Source organism: Yinghuangia seranimata (genome assembly GCF_029953285.1).
Classification (GTDB): domain Bacteria; phylum Actinomycetota; class Actinomycetes; order Streptomycetales; family Streptomycetaceae; genus Yinghuangia; species Yinghuangia seranimata.
Window position 1 is genome coordinate 116,843 of sequence record NZ_JASAOI010000046.1, and the last position, 19,821, is coordinate 136,663.

At 72.8% G+C, this 19,821-nt stretch carries 15 protein-coding genes and 1 pseudogene; 7 read left to right on the forward strand and 9 right to left on the reverse strand.

Going from position 1 to position 19,821, the window contains the following annotated elements:
* Positions 1-7 precede the first annotated feature (7 nt).
* Genes QI554_RS28375 through QI554_RS28385 form a run of 3 tightly spaced genes read right to left on the reverse strand, consistent with a single transcriptional unit; the run spans position 8 to position 2,477 of the window.
* The gene (locus QI554_RS28375; RefSeq protein WP_281473676.1) at positions 8-193 is read right to left on the reverse strand and encodes a hypothetical protein; all 186 of its coding nucleotides are present in this window, start codon (positions 191-193) and stop codon (positions 8-10) included.
* Positions 190-1,125: a class I SAM-dependent methyltransferase gene (locus QI554_RS28380; protein ID WP_281473677.1), complete on the reverse strand. Its 936-nt coding sequence runs from the start codon at positions 1,123-1,125 to the stop codon at positions 190-192. Before QI554_RS28380 ends, QI554_RS28375 begins: the two co-directional genes overlap by 4 nt.
* Entirely contained in the window at positions 1,122-2,477 is a 1,356-nt protein-coding gene (locus QI554_RS28385; RefSeq protein WP_281473678.1) for a cytochrome P450, read from the reverse strand. Before QI554_RS28385 ends, QI554_RS28380 begins: the two co-directional genes overlap by 4 nt.
* A 301-nt stretch (positions 2,478-2,778) precedes the next feature.
* On the opposite strand from QI554_RS28385, the gene QI554_RS28390 reads away from it, so the two are divergent.
* From QI554_RS28390 to QI554_RS28420, 7 genes are all read left to right on the forward strand, one after another.
* Entirely contained in the window at positions 2,779-3,147 is a 369-nt protein-coding gene (locus tag QI554_RS28390; protein WP_281473679.1) for a hypothetical protein, read from the forward strand.
* A gap of 65 nt (positions 3,148-3,212) precedes the next feature.
* A complete protein-coding gene (locus QI554_RS28395; protein WP_281473681.1) occupies positions 3,213-4,196 on the forward strand; it encodes an ABC transporter ATP-binding protein in 984 nt (327 codons plus the stop codon).
* Entirely contained in the window at positions 4,196-5,095 is a 900-nt protein-coding gene (locus QI554_RS28400) for an ABC transporter permease (protein ID WP_281473682.1), read from the forward strand. The genes QI554_RS28395 and QI554_RS28400 overlap by 1 nt, the downstream gene beginning before the upstream one ends.
* A gap of 31 nt (positions 5,096-5,126) precedes the next feature.
* The gene (locus tag QI554_RS28405; protein ID WP_281473683.1) at positions 5,127-6,356 is read left to right on the forward strand and encodes a cytochrome P450; all 1,230 of its coding nucleotides are present in this window, start codon (positions 5,127-5,129) and stop codon (positions 6,354-6,356) included.
* Entirely contained in the window at positions 6,353-7,762 is a 1,410-nt protein-coding gene (locus QI554_RS28410; RefSeq protein ID WP_281473684.1) for a flavin monoamine oxidase family protein, read from the forward strand. Before QI554_RS28405 ends, QI554_RS28410 begins: the two co-directional genes overlap by 4 nt.
* On the forward strand, positions 7,759-8,775 hold the full coding sequence (locus QI554_RS28415) for a Rieske 2Fe-2S domain-containing protein (protein ID WP_281473685.1): 1,017 nt from the start codon (positions 7,759-7,761) through the stop codon (positions 8,773-8,775). The genes QI554_RS28410 and QI554_RS28415 overlap by 4 nt, the downstream gene beginning before the upstream one ends.
* On the forward strand, positions 8,772-9,542 hold the full coding sequence (locus tag QI554_RS28420; RefSeq protein ID WP_281473688.1) for an alpha/beta fold hydrolase: 771 nt from the start codon (positions 8,772-8,774) through the stop codon (positions 9,540-9,542). Before QI554_RS28415 ends, QI554_RS28420 begins: the two co-directional genes overlap by 4 nt.
* A gap of 310 nt (positions 9,543-9,852) precedes the next feature.
* Here the strand turns inward: QI554_RS28420 and QI554_RS43420 are convergent.
* The 6 genes and pseudogenes from QI554_RS43420 to QI554_RS28450 form a co-directional block, all read right to left on the reverse strand.
* Positions 9,853-10,575, reverse strand: a pseudogene (locus QI554_RS43420) (PAS domain-containing protein); the annotation flags it as partial.
* Between the two features lie 24 nt (positions 10,576-10,599).
* On the reverse strand, positions 10,600-11,916 hold the full coding sequence (locus tag QI554_RS28430; protein ID WP_281473690.1) for a choice-of-anchor A family protein: 1,317 nt from the start codon (positions 11,914-11,916) through the stop codon (positions 10,600-10,602).
* 186 nt (positions 11,917-12,102) lie between these two features.
* Positions 12,103-14,130 (reverse strand): carbamoyltransferase C-terminal domain-containing protein, encoded by a 2,028-nt coding sequence (locus QI554_RS28435; RefSeq protein WP_281473692.1) that lies wholly within the window; start codon positions 14,128-14,130, stop codon positions 12,103-12,105.
* Between the two features lie 4 nt (positions 14,131-14,134).
* Positions 14,135-14,476: a YciI family protein gene (locus tag QI554_RS28440; protein ID WP_281473694.1), complete on the reverse strand. Its 342-nt coding sequence runs from the start codon at positions 14,474-14,476 to the stop codon at positions 14,135-14,137.
* A gap of 37 nt (positions 14,477-14,513) precedes the next feature.
* Positions 14,514-17,504: an NHLP bacteriocin export ABC transporter permease/ATPase subunit gene (locus tag QI554_RS28445; protein ID WP_281473696.1), complete on the reverse strand. Its 2,991-nt coding sequence runs from the start codon at positions 17,502-17,504 to the stop codon at positions 14,514-14,516.
* On the reverse strand, positions 17,501-19,819 hold the full coding sequence (locus QI554_RS28450; RefSeq protein ID WP_281473698.1) for an NHLP family bacteriocin export ABC transporter peptidase/permease/ATPase subunit: 2,319 nt from the start codon (positions 19,817-19,819) through the stop codon (positions 17,501-17,503). Before QI554_RS28450 ends, QI554_RS28445 begins: the two co-directional genes overlap by 4 nt.
* Between the last annotated feature and the right edge of the window lie 2 nt (positions 19,820-19,821).

Genomic DNA, 19,821 nt, shown 5'->3' on the forward strand with positions numbered 1-19,821 from the left:
GGAGTGACTAGTACCGCGGTTTGCGGGTCAGGGCGAAGCCGCCGGCGAGGAAGACGACGCCGACGATGCCGGAGATGATCGCCGCGGTGGTCTCGGCGGGCTTGTCGGCGGCCTTGAGGACGGCGGTGACAAGGCCCGCCACGCCGCTGATGAAACAGAAGATCGTGATGAAGATCTTGAGGCTGGGGTTCACGGGGCATCCGGTCCCTTCGTGGGCGGGATGTCGGGCAGGGTGTTGACGGTGTTTTCAGACGGATCGCGCGAGGGGTCCGGCGCTGTACCGGCTGCGGTGAAGCCGAGGAGCATCACCCAGGCGTCCGGGTCGGCTCGGAAGCGGTTCCAGCGGTCGGCGGCCAGGGCGACGTCGCGGAGCGTCAGCACCCCGGAGGCGACCAGCGGTTCGAGGCGCTGCGGACCCAGGTGGGCGGCGAACGCCTCGACCGGGTGACGGTCGGTGGTGGCCGCGAACGGGCGCATCGCCACGTCGGCGAAGCCGGCGGCGCGCAGCATGCGGGTCAGCCGCCGCCCGATGTCGCGGTCGCCGCCCGCGCGGCGCTGCGCCTCGCCCAATGCGGCGTGCAAGTAGGCGAGTTCGGGATAGATCGGGTCGGCCATGCCCCAGCAGCCCGCGTCCACCTCGGTGACCGCGATGCGGCCGCCCGGTCGGAGCAGCCGCAGCGCCTCGGCCAGCACGGGCGCGGGATCCGGCACGTGCTGGAGGACGTAGCGCAGCAGCACGGCGTCGGCGCTGCGGTCCGGGAGCGGGACGCGGGTGGCGTCGCTGATGGTGACGGCGGTCTTGGCGTCCCGGGGGATGTGCGCGGCGAGCGCGGGGTCGTGGTCGACGGCCTCGACGCGCAGGCCGGGGTACGCGGCGCGCAGCCGCTGGGTGACCGCGCCGGAGCCGGCGCCCAGTTCGACCAGCACGCGCGCGTCGGGACGCAGGACGCCGAGCGAGCGCAGCGCGTCCAGCTCCTCGTCGAAGGACAGCGCGGCCTGCGCCTCCAGCCGGGCGAGTTCGCCGTGCAGGCCGCCCGCGGTGGTGTGGGCCGGGTCGTAGGAGCCGGGTTTGGGGCGGGGGCGTACGTACGGCTGTGCGGCGGGTACGTACGTGTCCGGGCTCATTGTGTCTCCCGCGGCCCGGCGACCATGCGCATGCCGTGCTTGGGCCGCAGCGTCACGAGTGCCTCGGGGACGACGGGGTGTCCGGGCACCAGCGTGAGGCGTACGTGCTGCGCGATGGTCGCGAGGACGAGCGTGGCCTCCAGCATCGCGAAGTGCTGTCCGATGCAGATGCGGTCGCCGCCGCCGAACGGCAGGTAGAGGTGGCTGGGAAGGCTCGTGGTGTCGGCGAACCGGTCGGGCAGGTAGGCGTCGGGGCGGTCCCAGTACTCCGGGTGCCGGTGCAGCATCCACTGGCTGACGCAGACCAGCGTGCCGGGGGCGACGTCGTACCCGCCGACGACGTCGGGCCCGGTCGCGCGCCGCGAGGTCAGCCACACGGGCGGGTACAGGCGCATGGCCTCCTGGACGGCCCGGCGGCACGCCTCGAGGCGCGGGTAGTCGGCGGCGGTCGCCCGGCGGCCGGCGAGGACGCGGTCGACCTCGCCGTACACCTTGGCCGCCTCCTCCGGATGCCGGTCGAGGAGATAGAGCGTCCAGGTGAGCGACTTGGCGGTGGTCTCGTGCCCGGCCATGACGATGGTGAGCACCTGGTCGCGCAGGTCGGTGTCGGACACGATGTGGTGCGAGGTCATCATCGTGTTGAGCAGGTTGGCCTCGTCGGTGCCGGTCGCGCGGCGGGCGCTGATGAGCGTGCGGGTGACGGCGTCGAGGAACGCGCGGCCGCGTCGGTAGTCGCGGTGCCGCTGGGCGGTGTCGGCGGGGTCGGGGTCCTCTGCGGGGATGTAGTGGCCGATGAACCTGTTGACGTCGTCCACAGCGCGGCCGAAGCCCTCGCCGACGCCCTCGATGTTCGCGCCGAGGATGGCCCGGGTGATGACCGCGAGGGTCAGCGCGGTCAGGTGGTGGTCGACGGCGAGCGGCTGGCCGGACGCGATGGCTGGACGCCAGGCGGCGAGCATGCGTTCGGCCGCGTCGACGATGACGGTGTCGAAGCGGGCGACCTCGGCCGGACGGAACGCCGGTGCGCACATGTGCCGTTGCGCGGCCCACTCGGGGCCGTTGCTGGTCAGCAGCCCGTTGCCGAGCAGCGGCCGCAGCATGAAGTCGTCGGGCGTGCGCTTCTTGGTGTAGTTGGCGCCGTTGTCGCGCAGCACGTGGCGGGCCCACTCGGGGCGGTTGAGCGTGTAGACCGTGTCGCCGTCGGCCTGATGCATCGTGATGTCGCCGTACCTCCGGGCGAGTTCGGCGAGGAAGTCGAGCGGTGCGCGGCGCATGGCCGGCATGTCGACGGGCCCGGCGGGGCCGGGCGGCCGCCTGCGGGCGAGTCCGACGTACGTATCCAGGGTGTCCATCGCGACGGAACCTCCGCATTCCGGCGGTGCCTCGGCAAGTGCGTACACGCTGTTTCGTATGAATGCGTAGGCCGGTCCCGGGAATTGCGTACACGGCGGTTCGGGAAGCGCCTACGTATTGCGTATCGACTATTCCGGCCGTCGTGAATGTACGGCGCCGCAGGGGGCCTTGGCAATACTTAGAGAATGCCCCGAATCGCCCTGTGAAACTTACGTCTTGGCAGTGTTCGGGCGGTGTGCCACTGTTCCAAACGACGCCGGCACACAAGGTGCTGTGGCGCTGAAATGAGGAGCGGTAAACATGGCTCTGGATCCTCAGAAGCGCGCGGAATTCGTCAATGCCTACACCCGTGCGCTGATCAACGCGTGGTCGAGTGAGGAATACGCGGCGCGGCTGTCCACCGACCCGCGCTCGGCGCTGGCCGAGGCCGGCCTGGAACTCCCGGCCGACGCCGAGGTCGTCATCGTCCGCACGGTGCCCGACGGCAAGCAGGACGGCAACCTCGACGTCCAGGTGGACTTCTGGGAGGTCGGTCTGGCGACCGGCCGCTACGAGTTCCACATCCCCGAGACCCCCATGGTCGACACCGCCGAACTCAGCGAGGGCGACCTTTCCGACGTCGCGGCCGGCGGCACGTACTGCTGCTGCCCGTGCTGCTGCTGCACCTGATATCGGGACCCGTCCCCGGCCGACGTTCTTCGGCGCCGCCCGCCATGCCGGAAAAGAGGGAAGCCGTGCGGAAGAACGTCGGCCGGGACCCCGTGGTCGTCCGCGGACTCACCAGGAACTACGGGAAAACGGCCGCGTTGCGCGGCGTCGACCTCGAGGTGCGGCGCGGCGAGGTGTTCGCGCTCCTCGGCCCCAACGGCGCCGGGAAAACGACGACCGTGGAAATCCTGTGCGGTGCGCGCGGGCGCACCGCGGGCGACGTGCGGGTCCTCGGCTGCGACCCGGCCGAGGACCGGCGCGCGTGGCGCGCCAGGATCGGCGTCGTCCCGCAGACCACCGGCGCGTTCCCGGACCTGACGGTCCGGGAGGTCGTCCGGTCGTTCGCCGCGATGTACCCCGCGCCGCTGCCGGTCGACCGTGTCCTCGACATGGTCGGCCTCGCCGCGCGCCGGGACACGCTCACGAGCACGCTGTCGGGCGGGCAGCAGCGCCGCCTCGATGTCGCGGTCGGGGTCGTGGGCGATCCCGAACTGCTGTTCCTCGACGAACCCACCACGGGCCTGGACCCGGCCGCGCGGCGCGAGGCATGGGAGCTGGTGCGGTTCTTCGCGGCGCGCGGCACGACGACGCTGCTGACCACCCACTACCTGGACGAGGCCGAGGAACTCGCCGAACGCGCGGCGGTCATCGTCGCCGGGCAGGTCGTGGCGTGCGGCGGCCTGGCGGACCTCGGCGGGCGCGGACACCGGCCCGCCACCGTCGCGTTCCGCGCGTCCGGCGCGCTGGCGGGACGGGCGATGCCGGCCGGGCTGCCGGGCGACGCGCGAGTGGACCGGGACGGCGATTCGGTCGTCGTCCACACGGACACCCCCACCGCGGCGCTCGCCGCGCTGCTGCCGTGGGCAGCCGCCGCAGGCGCTCTGGAACTGCCCGAACTGCGGGTGCACCGCGCCACGTTGGAGGAGGCCTACCTTGACCTGATCGGTGTGCGGAACGCCGCGCACCCGGGCGACGGCACCGACACCGACGGGAAGGAGCGCGCCGCGTGATGCCCGCGTCGACCACCAGGCCGCGCGGAGGCGGCCGTCCGGAGAGGCCGAAGGGGCCGGACGGCCGCACCGCCGCGCCGCGCACCGAGCCGGCACCGCTCCGCGGCGGACTGTGGCGCGCGTGCGCGGCCCGTTCGTCCGTCGAGCTCAAAGGCTTCTTCCGCAACAAGCAGTCGCTCGTGTTCACGCTGAGCTTCCCGCTGCTGCTGCTCGTGGTCTTCGGTGCCATCTTCAAGGGCAAGGCCGCCGGGACCGACACCGACCTGCGGCAGATGTTCATGGCCGGGACGATCGCCGCGGGCGTGATGAGCACCGCCTTCTCCGGCCTGGCGATCAGCGTCGCGATCGAGCGCGACACCGGCCTGGTGCGCCGCCTCGCGGGTACACCGATGCCCAAGTCGGCCTACTTCGTCGGCAAGTTGGTGCGGGTCGTCGTCACGACGGTGCTGGAGACGGCGCTGCTGATGACCGTCGCGATCGGGGTGTTCGGGCTGCCGCTGCCGGCGACCGGCGGGCGGTGGTTCGTCCTCGGCTGGGACCTGACGCTGGGCACCGCGGCGTGCACGCTCCTCGGCTTCGCCTACAGCGCGCTGATCCCCAACGCCCGCTCGGCCGCCGCGGTCGTCACACCGGTGTTCATGGTCATGCAGTTCATCTCCGGCATCTTCTTCCCGTTCCACGAACTGCCGCCGTGGATGCAGGAGATCGCGGCGTTCTTCCCGCTCAAGTGGATGGCCCAGGGGCTGCGGTCGGTGTTCCTGCCCGACTCGTTCACCGCGGTCGAACCCGCCGGTACGTGGGAACTGGGCCGCACCGCGCTGGTGTTGGCGCTCTGGACGGGTGCCGGCCTCGTACTGACCGCCGCGACCTTCCGGTGGCGCGGCCCGAGGGTGCGGTGAACCCCGCACCGGGGAGGGAGACGAGACGGCGATGCCCGTGACCGTGCGCCTGCCGGAGCACCTGACGCATCCGTTCGCGCCCGCCGGGCGGGCCGATCCGTACCCGGCGTACCGCTGGCTGCAGACCCACGATCCGGTCCACCACGACCCGTCCACCGGCATGTGGCTGGTCACCGGGCACGCGGACTGCGCCGCCGCGCTGCGCGAGCCCGGGCTGTCGGCGCAGCAGGGGCAGCGGGAGCGGGCCCGCGACGACGCCCTGCCGCCGTCGATGCTGACGACCGACGGCGCGGAGCACCGGCGGCTGCGGGCGCCGGGCGCGCTGCTGCTCGGGGCGGGGGCGCTGGCGTCCGTGTGGAGCGGTGTCTCCGCCGAGATCGGTGCGCTGGTGGACGAGTTGACGCGTACCGGCAAGGAAGTGGACGTGGTCGCGGACATCGGGACGCCGCTGTCCACGGGGGTGTTCGCGCGGCTGTTCGGTCTGCCGGGCGAGGACCGCGCGGCGTTCGCGGCGCTGGCGCAGGCGGCGTCCGTCAACCTCGACCCGCTCGCCGGACCCGCGGCGGCCGCACGCGGCCGGTTCGCGATGGGCATGCTCACGCGCACGCTCGACGCGCACGCCGAACGGCTGCTCGCAGCCCCGGTCGGGACGGCCTGTCCGATGGCGGCGCTCGTCGCCGACACCCGGCTCACGCGCGCGGAGGCGCTCGGGATCCTGGCGCTCGCCGTCGTCGGAGGCTGGCAGCCGCTGGCGGAGGCGACCGGCAACGCGCTCGCCAGGGTGTCGCGTTCCCTGGTGCTGCGCGGGGGCCTGGCGGCCGCGAACGAGCGGACCGCGTTGCGCTACGCAGACGAACTGCTGCGGCTGGAAACGCCGATCCCGTTCACGGCCCGGGTCGCCGTGCGGGACGTCGCGCTCCCGGGCGGGACCGTTCCGGTCGGGGCCAGAGTGCTCGTGGTGCTGGCCGCCGCGAACCGCGACCCTGCGGTGTACGACCGGCCCGACGAACTCCTGCCGGACCGCGACGCGGCACCGCACCTGGCGTTCGGAGGAGGCGGGCACTACTGCCTCGCCGCCCAGCTCGTCCGGCAGGCACTGGCCTCGCTGCTGCCCGAACTCGCCCGCAGGTTCCCGCACATGGCGGCGTCGGCGGCGCCCCTCGACTGGGACACGTCGCGGCTCGTCCCGAGACGGCTGCGGCGGCACGCGGTGCGGCTCACGGCGGACGAACCGGCGACGAGGGTGGAGGGACGCGCATGAGCGGGCGGACCAACGGGCGGACGACACACGTCGTGGAGGCGACGACCGTGCGGCGGCTCGCCGCGGGTACGGCCGGCGATCCGCTGGACGTGCTGGTGGTCGGTGCCGGCGTTGCGGGCCTGGCGTGCGCGGCCCGGCTCGCGTCCGCCGGACTGCGGGTCGTGGCGTACGAGGCGTCCGGACGGATCGGCGGGCGGATCCGCAGCCACCTGCCGGACGACGGCACACAGGCGTGGGAGCTCGGCGCGCAGGTGGTGCACGGGGACCGCAACCCGGTGCACGCGATCCTGGGCGGGGGCGGCCCCACGCGGACCGAGGGGGGAACGGTGCCCGGGGTCAGGCCGGGTACCGCCGGGGCGCCCGGAGCCAGGCCGGGCGCCGCCGGGACACCCGCCCTCACCCCCGTCCCGCGCGACATCCGTGCCCGGGTCGTCGACGGCGGCATCGCCCGCGACATGGGCGTCCTCGCCGCAGGGCGCCGCGCCCCGTGGGTGTTCGAGCGAGCGCTGCTCGCCGACCCGGACCTGCCCCTCGGGCTCACCGTGGACGAATGGCTGCTGCGGCAGAACCCGACCGCCGACGAACTGCGGGCCTGCCGCGCGTGGTTCCGGCAGAACCAGGGCGCCGACCCGGAACGGCTCAGCGCGTACGGCGTCGCCGCCATGCTGCGCGGTGACCGGAGCGGCGTCGGCGAGTTCGCGGTACGCGGCGGCTTCGAGGCGCTGCCCCGTCACCTCGCGGCCGGGCTGGACGTCCGCCTGAACCGTCCCGTCGCCGCACTGCGGCACCGGCCCGGCCACGTCGAGGCCGACACCCCGGACGGAACCGTGCACGCGAGGGCCGCGGTCGTCGCCGCGCCGCCGTCCGTCGTCGCCTCGGGGCGCCTCGCCCTGGATACCCTGCCCGCCGACAAGGCCAAGGCCGCCGCCGAACTTCCCCTCGGCGACGGCTTCTGCGCGCTCGTCACGCTCTCCCGGCCCGCCCCGGCCGCGACCGTCGTGCTCGACCTGGACGGCGTCGCCGGCTTCGTCACGTGCCGGGCCGGGCGCCCCGAGGTGTCGGTCGTCGCGAAGGCCGGCGCCGCCGACCGGGCCCGGCAGGCCGCGGCGGACCCGACCGGACTGGCCGTCCTCCTGGCGACCGCGCTGCCGTGGACGCTCGGCGCCCGCGTCGTCGCCGTGGAGACGGCCGACTGGGGAACAGAGCCGTGGATCGGCGGCGCGTTCACGGCGCCGCTCGCCGGAGCCCCGGACGCGTGTGCGCGTTGGGCCGAACCGGTGGACGAGACCGTGTACTTCGCGGGCGAGGCGACCGTCACCGACAGCGGGCCGCCGTGGGTGCACACGGTGCTCGCGGGGGCCGAACGGGTGGTGCGGGACCTGCGGCAGGCGGTGGTGCGGCGATGAACGACGCGACGTCGCCCCCTGCGGGAGTGCCCGTGCCCGTGCCGGTGCACACCGGATGGCACCTGATCGCCTTCACCACCGAGCTGACCGGACCCGTCACGCCGCTCGCACTCGGCCGGAACCGCCTCGTCGCCGTGCGCGGCGGCGAAGATCCCTCCCAAGTACGGGTCTTCGACGCGACCTGTCCGCACCGCGGTGCGCACCTCGGGTACGGCGGCAAGCTCTCGGGCGAGCACCTGATCTGCCCGTTCCACGGCCGCCGCATCGCCCTCGGCGGTTCCGACCCGCGCCGGTCGGCGGCCGAACACCCCACGATCACGTGGGGCGAGGCGGTGTTCGTACGACTCGGCGACGACCCCGCCGACGACCGGGGGTTCACCCGGGCGGTCAAGGAGCTCAGCTCCTCCTACTCACTGGTGGGCGCGGTCTCGCAGCCGGTGTCGGCCGACCCGGCGCTCGTCGTCGAGAACGCCTTCGACCTCGACCACTTCACCGCGCTCCACAAGGTGCCCAGGATCCGCGAAGTGCGGATGTGCCCGGACGTGAGCGGCGAACTCGCCGTCGAGGCACGGTTCATGATGACCACGTCGCCCTGGCGCGATGATCGCGGTCGCGAGCAGGTGCGCTGGCGCATCGCGACCACGGGCGTCGTCACGTGGGACTACCAACCGCGCTTTTACGCACGGGCGTTCAGCCCAGGCGTCGTGGTCACCGAGTTCGGCCCCGACGGCGACGTGCACGTCATCGTGACCGGAGCCGTCCCGGCCGCGCGCGGCGGGAGCACGGCGCGCGTCGCCGTCGGGGTCCGGGCCGGCCGCGAGGCGGACCTGCCGATGCTGGTCGTCGGCAGCAAACGGGCGCTGGCCGAGGACGCGTTGATTTGGGACCACCTGGACACCACCGCCCCCGCGCACTACGGCGCGCGGGACCGGCCGGTGTTGGCGTACCACGCGTTCTGCCGGGGCTTCGGCGACGTCGGCGCCCCCGGGTGCGGGGAAGGCGGGCGGCCGTGACCGACCTGCACATCCGCACCCACGGCACCGGGCCCGCGGTGCTGTGGATCCACGGCTACACGATGGACTCCTCGACGTGGCGGCCCCTGTGGGACCTGCTGCCGGGCCACCGGCACCTCGGTGTGGACCTGCCCGGGCATGGGGCCTCCGGCCCCCTCGCCTACGGCACGACCCTGCCGGCGCTCGCCGCGCGACTGGCCGAACTGGCCGACGACGAGGACGCGGTGCGCGTCGTCGCCCTGTCCTTCGGCTCGCTCGCGGCCCTGCAACTCGCCGCCGACCACCCGGACTCCGTCGAACGCCTCGTCCTCGCGGCCCCGACCGTCGCCGGCGCCCCGCCGGACCTGCACGCCGCCCGCCGCTACCGCGAACTGGAGCTCCTGTACCGGATGACGGGCCGAAGCGAGGCGATGACCGACCTGTGGATGACCTCTCCTCCGGACATCTTCCGCGGCACCGAGCGCCACCCGGCCCTGCGTGCCGAACTGCGCACCGTGGTCAATCGCCATCGCTGGACCGAACTGGCGGACGGCGCCATGACGTTCCTCACCGCCCACCGGCACACCGACACGGACCTGGGCCGCATCACCGCCCGTACCCTGGTCCTGGTCGGCGACGACGACATGCCGCAGTTCACGGCCAACGGACAGCGGTTACGGGAGGTGCTCCCCGACTGCCGACTGGAGACAGTTCCGGAGGCAGGGCACCTGCCGCTGCTGGAACGGCCCGGCGATGTCGCGCCGTTACTCGCGGCGCATCTGGCCTGAGCTGCGGCGTCGTCACGCCACCTGCGTGCTCGGTCCACGACCGGGTGCGCCCGGGGCCCGGGCCGTTACCGCGCTGTGCCGTGTACGGCTCCCGCGCTGAACGCACGTCGTCGACCAACCGCGCCGCGTGCCGGCAGTCTTCGGCGAGCCCGCGCAGCGTCCGGTTGGCCTCGGGCCACAACTGGCCGGCCGGGTCGTCGGCCAGCTGCGTCAGGGTCTGGGCGACGCGCACCAGCGGGGCGTGCAGTTCGTTGTCGATCAACGCCGCGAACGTCCGCTGGTGCTCGATCAGGGCCTGGAAGGCGGACCGGTCCGCGAACGTCACCACCGCGCCGAGCACACGGTCGCCTTCGCACACGGCGACCGTTGACAGTTCGACCGGGAGGGGAGTGCCGTCCTTGCGCCACAGCGTCGCGACGGGGAGGCGGTGGTCGCGTCCCGACACCAGCGTGTCGAGGAGTGCCGACGCCTCCGCCGGCAGGACGGTGCCGTCCGCATGCGACGGCATGACCATGGGCAGCAGCGCGTGGCCGTCCAGTTCGCCGGCGCTGTAGCCCAGTGCCTGCGTGGCGACGGGGTTCGCGAGCACCACGCGGGCGTGGGCGTCCACACCGATGACGCCGTCCGTCGTCGCGCACAGGATCATCTCGATCTGCCGGTGCAGACGCCGTAGTTCCGCCTCGACGACGATGCGGCCCGTGAGGTCCTGAATGGTGATCAGCAGCAGGTTGGCGTCGTCGTGCACCAGGCTGCGGACGGCGACCTCCGCCGTGAACTCGAAGCTGTCCGTGCACCGCACGGTCATCCTGAAGGCCAGTTCGTCCGCGGGCGCGTGGGCGATGCCTCCCGGCGTGCAACTGAGGTCGAACTGCGGGAGTACGTCCAGAACACCGCGACCCACCAGATGGGTTCCGTGGGCCTGGAGGCTGTCGGCGGCTTCCGTGTTCGTCATGACGATCGTGCCGTTCGCGTCAATGAGCAGAACCGCCAGGGGAAGTGCGTTGAGCACCGTTGCAAGACGTGCGTGTTCCATGCGACCGCCAATCCCGAGTCGATGTCAGCTACGACGACGGCGCCACGCGAAGACCAGCATGACCGCGCCACCCGCCAGCACGACGGCCGCGGCCGCGACCACCGGGGTCATGGACGACCCGCCGGTCTGCGCGAGCGGACCGCCGGGCTGTGCCGGGGCGTCGGGTGCGCCGGGCGACGCGGGAGCGGACGGAGCGGGCGCGCCGGGCCCGCTGGACGGAGCCGAGGGCGTGGGCGCGCCCGGCGTCGCCGGCGGTGCCGGTGCGGCGGGCTGTCCGGGCTGTCCGGGCTTGCAGGTGAAGACGGGGGAGCCGGTCCACGGATAGTTGTGGGTCTCGTTGCCGGTGCCGTGCACCGTCAGGTTTCCGCCGACGTACACCCGGCCGTTGGTGCTCGCCGTGAAATCCCCGGACGCCTTCGGCGCGACGATGGAACCCATGAAATTCCCGCCGCCGCCGAGTGCGATCGACGCGCTGTCCCGGAAGTTGTAGAGAATGCGCGTGGCGGCGTCCCCGAAATGCGTCGAGCTGTACAGGTCGACGCGGTCGTCGTTGAAACCGACGGACATCGGCGAAATCTTCACGTCGTGCGTTCCGGTCACGTTGACGACCAGTGAGGAGCCCGCCGGAATCGCCCGGAAAACGAAGCTCGACGCGCCGTCGAGGTCTCCCGCGGATATCTCGAAGACCTGCAGCCCGCCGGCCGCGGTGCTCGTGAACGTGACCGTGCCGCCGGCGCGCACGCTGCTCCCGGTGGGCTTGAGCGACCCGAGCGAGGCGGACTCGCTCTCGACGGCCTGCCGGAACCCGGAGTACGTGCCGAGCGCGTCGGCGGCGCCGAGCCGCGCCGCCCGGCCGCCGCCGTTCGTCTGGAGCACGCCCTTCTCGTCGATCACGCCGCCCACCTGCACGGAGCCGCCGTACCGTGGGCCCGCCGTGAGGCCGGACCCGACGTCGACCGTCGTCCCCTTGGCGATCGCCAGGTCGCCGCCCACGGCCAGCATCACGTCGCCCGGCGCGGGGATGATCCCGGACCCGGCGCCGACGCGGCCGACGTTGAAGATCCCGCCGTTGTCCTTGGCGAAGGTCGCTTTGCCCTGCACGACGAGCAGCCCTTCCGCCTCGGCGGCCGCGCCGTCCACCGTGTAATTCCCGCCGGTGAAAAGCGCGACGTTGCCGTCGGTGAATCGCGGCACGTGCCCAATTCCCGGCGCGGCCCCCGAGGCGGGGCAGGACTGCGACTGTCCGGCTGTCTCCGCGGCGAATGCGTGCGCCCCGACCGACAGGCCGAATGCGGCCGCGAAGACGATTGCCGTGCGGCTCCTGGCTGTGTTGATGCTCACGGCAAGGACGCTAGCAGCCGTTCCCGCGGGATCGGCATTTGACGGGAAGTCGCTGGTTAATATTGGTTGTTCCGCTGCTTAAGAGCTTCCTAAGCGGGTGCGGAATGATTCCCGCAGGCCGCGATCCCGGTCGCGAGGGAGCGGGACCGCGGCGTCGGTGTGGTGTCGTCAGTCCCAGCCCACGGTTCACGCCTCCTTCGATGCCAGTCGTGCCGGGAGGGCGCCCGGGGCGTCGATGAAGGCGGAGCCGGGGCCGTGGGCCTTGCAGAAGCGGTTGACCATCAGCGGGAAGCCGCGGTTGGTGGTGGCCGCGTAGTCGGCGAGGGCGTTGACGCGTTCCGGGGTGCCGCCGGCGTCGAGTTCGGTGCGTAGGTCGGGGGAGCGGGACAGCTGGAACATGCCCGCCTCGGTCAGGCCGCGGTCGAGCCAGCGGGACCAGGCGGCGTCGCGGTCGGGCTCCTGGCCGGCGAAATGGTGGACGGCGCGCACGCGCGGCCCGGTCGGGGGTACGGCGTTCCCGGTCGGGGTGGTGCGCAGGGCGATGCGGCGGCCGGAGACGTACGCGACGCGGATGCCGCGGCGGACGCAGAACGTCAGGGCCTCGGCGGCCGTGTCGCAGATGGCCTCGCCCTTGTCGTTCAGCGAGGTGTTGCACAGCATCGGGACGCCGGTCGCGTCGCGGAAGGCCGCCAACGCCCGGTGGAGCAGCGGGTTGTCGTCGCGCGCCAGGGTCTGGTGGCGTGCCGAGCCGTCCAAGTGGACGACGGCCGGGACCCGTTCGCGGACCTCGGGCCGGACGTCGACCGCTTCGAGCATGTACGGCGAGGGCCGCCGCTGCACGAACCAGTCCTCGGCGTGCTCGGCCATCACGATCGGCGCGACGGGCCGCCACCACTGACGCTGTTTCACGTCGTTGAGCCGGTCCTTGACGGCGCCGGAGCGCGGGTCGCCGAGCAGGCTGCGGTGGCCGAGCGCCCGGGGGCCGATCTCGGCGGCGCCGTCGACCCAGGCGACGATGTCGTCGGTGACGTCGGCGGCGAAGCGGACCGGGTCGAACTCGGTGACGTCGGCGATCCAGGGCGCGAACTCCTCCAGAGAGGAGGGAAGATCGGACACCGGGGAGCCGTGGTACGCGTTGCCCAGCCGCCACTCGGCGTCCCGGAACGCGCCGGTCCCGTACAGTCCGAGCAGCCCGAGCCCGAGGGCCTGCCCCGAGTCGTTGGCGCACGGGGGCGCGAGCAGGCCGCGGAAGCCGTACTTGTCCAACAGACGTGTGTTTCCCGGGCAGTTGAGGGCGTAGCCGCCGCTCATCGAAAGGTAGGCGGTGGACGGGTCGACGTGGGCGGTGGCGCAGAGCAGGTCGATGTTGCGGGCGGCGACGAGTTCGCACGCCTCCTGCACGATCTTCATGACGGCGCTCTGCAGGTTCTCCTCGGGGGAGAACGCCGGGTCGTCGGCGCGGTTGGCGAGGCGGCGTCCGGCTTCGGCGACGACGCCGCGCACGAACCGGTGCGCGGGCGCCCAAGGCGCGGCCCGCCCGCCGAACAGCTTTATGCCGGCGAGGGCTTCGGCGGTCGGGTACGGGATCGCCGTGCGGCACGCCGAGGCGAGGGCCATGAGCGTGCCGGGTTCCTTGCCGAACATCGTCTCGGCGGCCGTGTACAGCGGCCCCGGCGACTCGACCGGGAGGAACGTCAGGGAACCGCGCACCGATACGCAGCCCGCGTACCAGAAGTCCTTGGTGGCGCGGTCCTGCACGAAGTCCGGCCCGCTGTCGACGGCCGTCGCCACGATGGTCTCGTCCTTGAACAGCCGGGTGTCCATGAGGAGTCCGCTGAACAGGTGGGCGAGGCTGTGCACGGGGAACGCGCCGGCCCCCGCCGGGACCGGGACCGGCGCGCTGCCCGGCAGTCCCGGGGTGCCCCACACGGTGCCGACGTCGTCGAGGGTGAGGCCGACGGTGCCGAGCAGCGCGTCGAGGAACTCCCGGGCCCGCTCAGGGGTGTAGAGCGGCCAGAAGTGGTGCTTCTGCCCGCTGATCCGCTCCAGTTCCCACAGCCGGACGAGGTCGACGCCGCGGGGCCCGCGCCGCCACAGGGCGATGCTCTGGTCGTGGCGCGTCCCGAGCACGGCGTGGTCGCCCGGCGGGGAGAGGTAGCAGGACAGCAGGTACTCGGACGGAGGCCCGACACCTCCGCCGACCCCGGCGCCCATCGGGTCAGGCCTCCGCGTCGGGCCGGTCGCCCGGGCGGTCGCAGCGCCGTACGTCGACCACGTTGCCGTGCACGAGCGGGATGCGCTCCGCCCAGTACATCGCCTCCTCGTCGCCGGGCAGGTCGATGATCCACAGTCCGCCGGGTTCCTGGACGCCGTCCTCGGCGCGGGGTTCCTTCGCGGCGATGTCGGGCCGGGCCAGGCGCGCCCCGTAACGGATCGTCAGCCGGGCCTCGGCGATCTCGCGGCCGAACCTGACGTGCTGGGCGAAGAGGTCGTCGCGCTCCTCGTCGGTCATCTCGTCCCAGATCTTCTCTTCACCGTAGATGACGAATGCGTAGTCCATGCGGTCCTCCGCGGTCGGGCCGGGTCTGGATGGTGGGTCAGGACATCTGGCGGGCCGCCAGCCGGGCGAACACCCCGTCGGTGTCCCGCAGCAACTCCTCGTAGCCGCCCTGCTGGACGACGCGGCCCCGGTCGAGCACGACGATCTTGTCGGCGTCGGCGACCGTGGAGAGCCGGTGCGCGATCACCACGCGGGTCGCGTTGAGCCTGCGGGTGCTCTCCGCGACGAGCTTCTGGGTCGGGTTGTCGAGCGCGCTGGTGGCCTCGTCGAAGAACACGATGCGCGGGCGGGCGACGAGCGCGCGGGAGATCATGATGCGCTGCCGCTGCCCGCCGGAAAGGGTGTTGGTGCCTTCGGACAGCACGGTGTGCATGCCCATCGGCATGGCGCGGATGTCGTCGGCGATGCCGGCCATCTCGGCCGCGGCCCACGCGTCGTCGAGGGTGCGCCCGGTGCTGCCGACGATGTTGGCCTTGATGTCGCCGGCGAGCAGCGAACCGTTCTGCAGGACGACGCCGCACTGTCGGCGTACGGCGGACACGTCGAGCTCGGCCAGGTCCTGCCCGTCGTACAGCACCGTCCCCGCGATCGGCGTCTCGAAGCCGAGCAGCAGCCGCAGCACCGTCGACTTGCCGCTCCCCGACGGCCCGACGAAGGCCACGAACTCGCCGGGCTCGATGGTGAACGACACGTCCTCCAGCGTCAGCGGACCTTCCGTGCCGTACCGGAAGGACACGTGGCTGAGCCCGAGCCGCCCGGACAGGTCGCCGGGGTCGGCGCGGAAGCCGGCGAACTCGGTCTCGGCGCGCAGGATCGGCTGGATCTTCTCCAGCATCGGGACGACGCCCATCGCGGTGATGGCCGCGGCGCTGAACTGGAGGCTTGCCGCGAGGAGCAGGTTGAACGCGGTGAAGAACGCCAGGAACGCGGCCACCGAGATCTTGTCGCCCATCGGCCCGGCCACCAGCGCGAACAGCACGCCGGAACACACGAGCGGGAAGGCCGAGTTGAACGTGGTGACGGTGTTCTGCACACGCCGCGAAGCGGCCGCCATCGCGCGGCCCTTGGTGAACTCGGCGGCCCACACCCCGAACACCCGGTCCTCGGCTGCCGTCACGCGCAGCTTCGGCACCGCGTTGAGGACCTGGAAGACCCGGGACGACATGGCCTGTTCGTGCTCGTAGAGCCGCCGCTGCCAGCGCACCTCGGCGCGTCCGGCCAGCGCCGCGAACCCGGCGCCGACGAGCACCAACACCGTCGCCAGCAAGGCCAGTTGCACGTCGTACCAGAACAGCAGCCCCAGGTTGGCCAGCCCGGTCAGCAGCCCGAGCGTGGCCGTGGTCATCATCCCGGAGAGCATCTCCTGCGCCGCGCTGACACCCAGCACCGTCGTGCCCAGTTCGCCGGTCGAGTAGCGCGTGAAGAACGCGGCGGGAAGGGACAGCAGCCGGGTCCACACGCCGACCTGCATCGCCGAGGTGGAACGGCTCTCGATGCGCAGGACCGCGATGTTCTGCACCACCGCCAGTGCCGCCACCACGAACGCCGAGGCGATGACCACCACGGAGCCCTGCACGATCAGGTCGCGGCGGGCCTGGGAGACGAACGTGCCCAGCACCGCCCCGGTCATGATCGGCACGAGCAGGCCGATGACTGCGACCAGCGTGCCGGTCAACGCGAACGTCCACAGGTCGCCGCGGTGCCCGCGGAACCCGAAGCGCAGCAACGCGCCCACGCTGCGCACGTCGTCGGGCAGCGGCTGGTAGAGCATGGTGGCCTGGTTGTGCAGTTCGGCGGCGAGCTTCGGGGTGACCGGACGGACCGCGCCCTGCTCGGCCACCACGTACCGGCCGCCGACCGGCAGTAGTGCGACCGGGCGGTTCCCGGCCTTGCGGCGCCCGACCAGCGGGCCGACGTCCCGTTGCCACCACGGCCCGTCGAGCCGGACGACGCGGGTGCGGACGCCGGACGCGAGGGCGATGGCCTGGAGTTCGTCCAAACCGCGGCCCTGAGCGCTCGTCACCGGCGCCTTGACCGTGAACCCGAGGTGCGAGGCCACCAGCCGGGCGGCGGCGAGCGTCGGCGAGTCGTTGGCGACGTCGGCCAACCTGATCCGCGCGTCGGTGTCGTGCAGCACGGCGTCGAAGCCGCGCGCCGCCCGCGCCAGTGCTCCCGAGTCGCGGTCGCGCCGCTCGGTGAGGACCTTCTCCTCCAGCGTGCGCGAACGCTGCACACGCCGGTCGACCATGAACAGCAGCCGCGCGGCGTGCGTGACGATGCGGCTCCACAGCACGCCCTCGTCCAGCAGCTCCGGCATGCCGCGCGCCCGCACCCGGGCGGGACCGCCGACGGCGACCAGCCAGTCGCGGCGCGTGACACACACGTCGGCGCCCGCGGTGAGCTGCCCGGCGATACCGTCCGGCATCTCCACGGTGCCCTGCTCGACGTGCACCCACAGTGTGCCGTCGACCGAGCGGGTGGCCTCGCCGTCGTCCAGCTCGGTGACGCCGCCGGACTCGCCGTCGGCCGCCAGCGGGACGAAGTCACGCGGCGGCAGCGCGTCCCGCAACGCCTCGGACAGCGCGACGATGCCGGACTCCAAGCCGTCGAGGAACTGCTCGACGGCGAGCCGCCGATCGTCGTCGCTCAGGTCAGCGGGGTAGGACGGCCCGGCGCGGCCGGTCAGCGCCTCGAGGCGGGCGTTGGGGACGTACCGCAGCACCGTGCCCAGCACCGGCCGCCCGACGATGCAGTGCCGGGGGCCGGGCGGCGAGCCGACCAGCACGGCGCCGGGGCCGACCCGGTTCAGGAACGTCCAGCGGCCGATCGGGGCGCCCTCGTCGAGCTGGACGGCGAACAGGTCGAGCGCACCGTCGTCGACGAGCAGCACGCGCTGGAGGTCGTTGAGGACGACGAACCGCTCGGTGGCGTCCAGGTCCAGCGGCGGCGCGCCGTCGGTGAAGAAGGCACAGAACGCCGAACCGCCGTGCGCGGCACCGTCGGCCGCGGTGTCCAGGGGCGCGGTCACCGGCCACCGCCCGCGACGCGAGCGGCCTCGGCGTCGTCGTCGCCGTTCTGCCGGCCGGACTCCAACAGGGCCGCGTAGTGCCCGCCGAGCCGCATGAGCTCCTCGTGCGTGCCGCGTTCGGCGATGCTGCCGCGGTCCATGACGATGATCTCGTCGGCGTCCCGCACGGTGGACAGCCGGTGTGCGATGGTCAGGCACGCGCAGCCGCGTCTCCGCAGGTTGTCCATGATCACCCGCTCGGTCTCCGGGTCCAGCGCGCTGGTCGCCTCGTCCAGGATCAGCAGCGTCGGCTGTGCCGCCAACGCCCGTGCCAGTTCGAGGCGTTGCCGCTGTCCGCCGCTGAAGTTCGCGCCGCTCTCCCACACCTGGCTGTGGATGCCGCCGGGACGGGTCGAGACGGTCTCCAGGATCGCGGCGTCGTGCAGCGCGTCGACGACGACGTCGTCCGGAACGTCGTCGTTCCACAGCGTCAGGTTGTCGCGCACGGTGCCCTCGAACAGCGACACCTCCTGGTCGACGTACGCGACGGAGGCCGCCAGCACGGTGCGCGGGACGCCCTCGCGCGGCATGCCGTCCAGCAGGATCGAGCCCGACCACGGCGCGTACAGCCCGGTGAGCAGCCGCCCGACGGTCGACTTGCCGCTGCCCGAACTGCCGACCAGCGCAACGCGGCGGCCCGGCACCACCCGCAGAGACAGCTCCTTGACGACCGGCTCCGCGAGCGGGCTGTAGCCGAAGCTGACCTGGTCGAACTCGAGGTAGCCGTCGAGGCGCGCGCCGCCGCCGGTGTCGGGGACGTCGAAGCACGCCGCGGTCGGGTACCGCTCCACGTCGTGCAGCCGCTTGATGTCGGCGGTGATGTCCTGGAGCCGGCTGCCGAGGTTGGTCAGCTGGGTGACGGGGCGGCTGAGCGCGGTCAGCAGCGTCTGGAAGGACACCAGGATGCCGATGCTGAGGGCCCCGTCGACCACCCGCTGCCCGCCGATCAGCAGCACCAGGCCGCTGTTGACGGCGGCCAGCAGCGGCGGCACCACGACCAGCACCGCCGTCGGGATGCCGAGCTTCTGCTTGGCGGTGACCACCTTGGCCAGGAACCCGGCCCAGCGGCTGAACGCGTCCGGCTCCGCGCCCGTCGCCTTGACCGTCTCGATCTGGCTCAGCGTCGTGAACGTCGTCGCGGTGAGGTTGCCGCGGTCGGTGCGCAGCGCCGCCACCGCGTCCTCACGGGCCCGCGAAACCCAGCGCAGCACCACGATGTTCAGCAGCGCCATGCCGACGCCGAGCACGCCGAGCAGCAGGTCGTAGCGCACCAGCAACACGGCGTAGAACAGCACCAGCACGAGGTTGACGACCGTCAACGCCAGGTCGCGGGACAGGATTTCGGCGACGGTGTCGTTGCCGGACACCCGTTTGGCGACCTCGGCCGGCCGTCGCTGGAGGAAGAAGTCGACGGGCAGGCGCAGCAGATGGCGGAAGAAGCGGGCCGAACTGACCAGCCCCATGCGGATTTCGAGGCGCAGTAAGTAGTGCCTCTGCACGGACGTGAGGATGAGCGTCGCGGCCGCCGCCATCGCCATCGCGCCCAGCAGCGGGACGAGGTAGCTGGGCGAATGCCCGGTCAGCACACGGTCGATGTACACCCGGGTGAACGCCGGCGCCGCGATGCCGGGAACGACCAGCAGCAGGCTCGCGCACAGCACGAGCGGCAGCGCCCGCCCCGACGGCAGCCGCCGGTCCATGAGCGCCGTCGACACCCGGGTCTTGCTGCCGCCCGGCGTGAAGTCGGGCCCCGGCTCGAAGGCGAGCACGATGCCGGTGAAGCCCGAGTCGAACTCGGACCACTCCATCAAACGCGGCCCTGCCGCGGGGTCGTTGACCGCCACGACGGTGCGCCCGTAGCGGGTGCGGACGCCCTCGACGACGAGGAAGTGCTGGAACGCCCAGAAGATGACGACCGGCCCGGGCAGGCCGCGCAGGTTCACCGCCTCGGTCTGATAACCGCGGGCGGTCAGACCGTACTTGCGCGCGGCCGCCAGGATGGTGGACGCCTTGGCGCCGTCCCGCGACACCCCGCACAGGCCGCGCAGCTCCTCGAGCGGCACGAACCGGCGGTAGTAGCCCAGGATCATCGCCAGGCACGCCGCGCCGCACTCGACGGCCTCCATCTGCAGGACGGTCGGCACCGCGTGCCGCCACGGCTGCCGCACAGCGGCCAGGCCGGTGCGGCGTCGTGTCCCGTCGGCCCGGCCCAGGCCCGCGCCGGGCGGATCCGGCGGCGCGGCCCCGGCCGACGGCGTCTCGGCGGTCTGCGTCACGG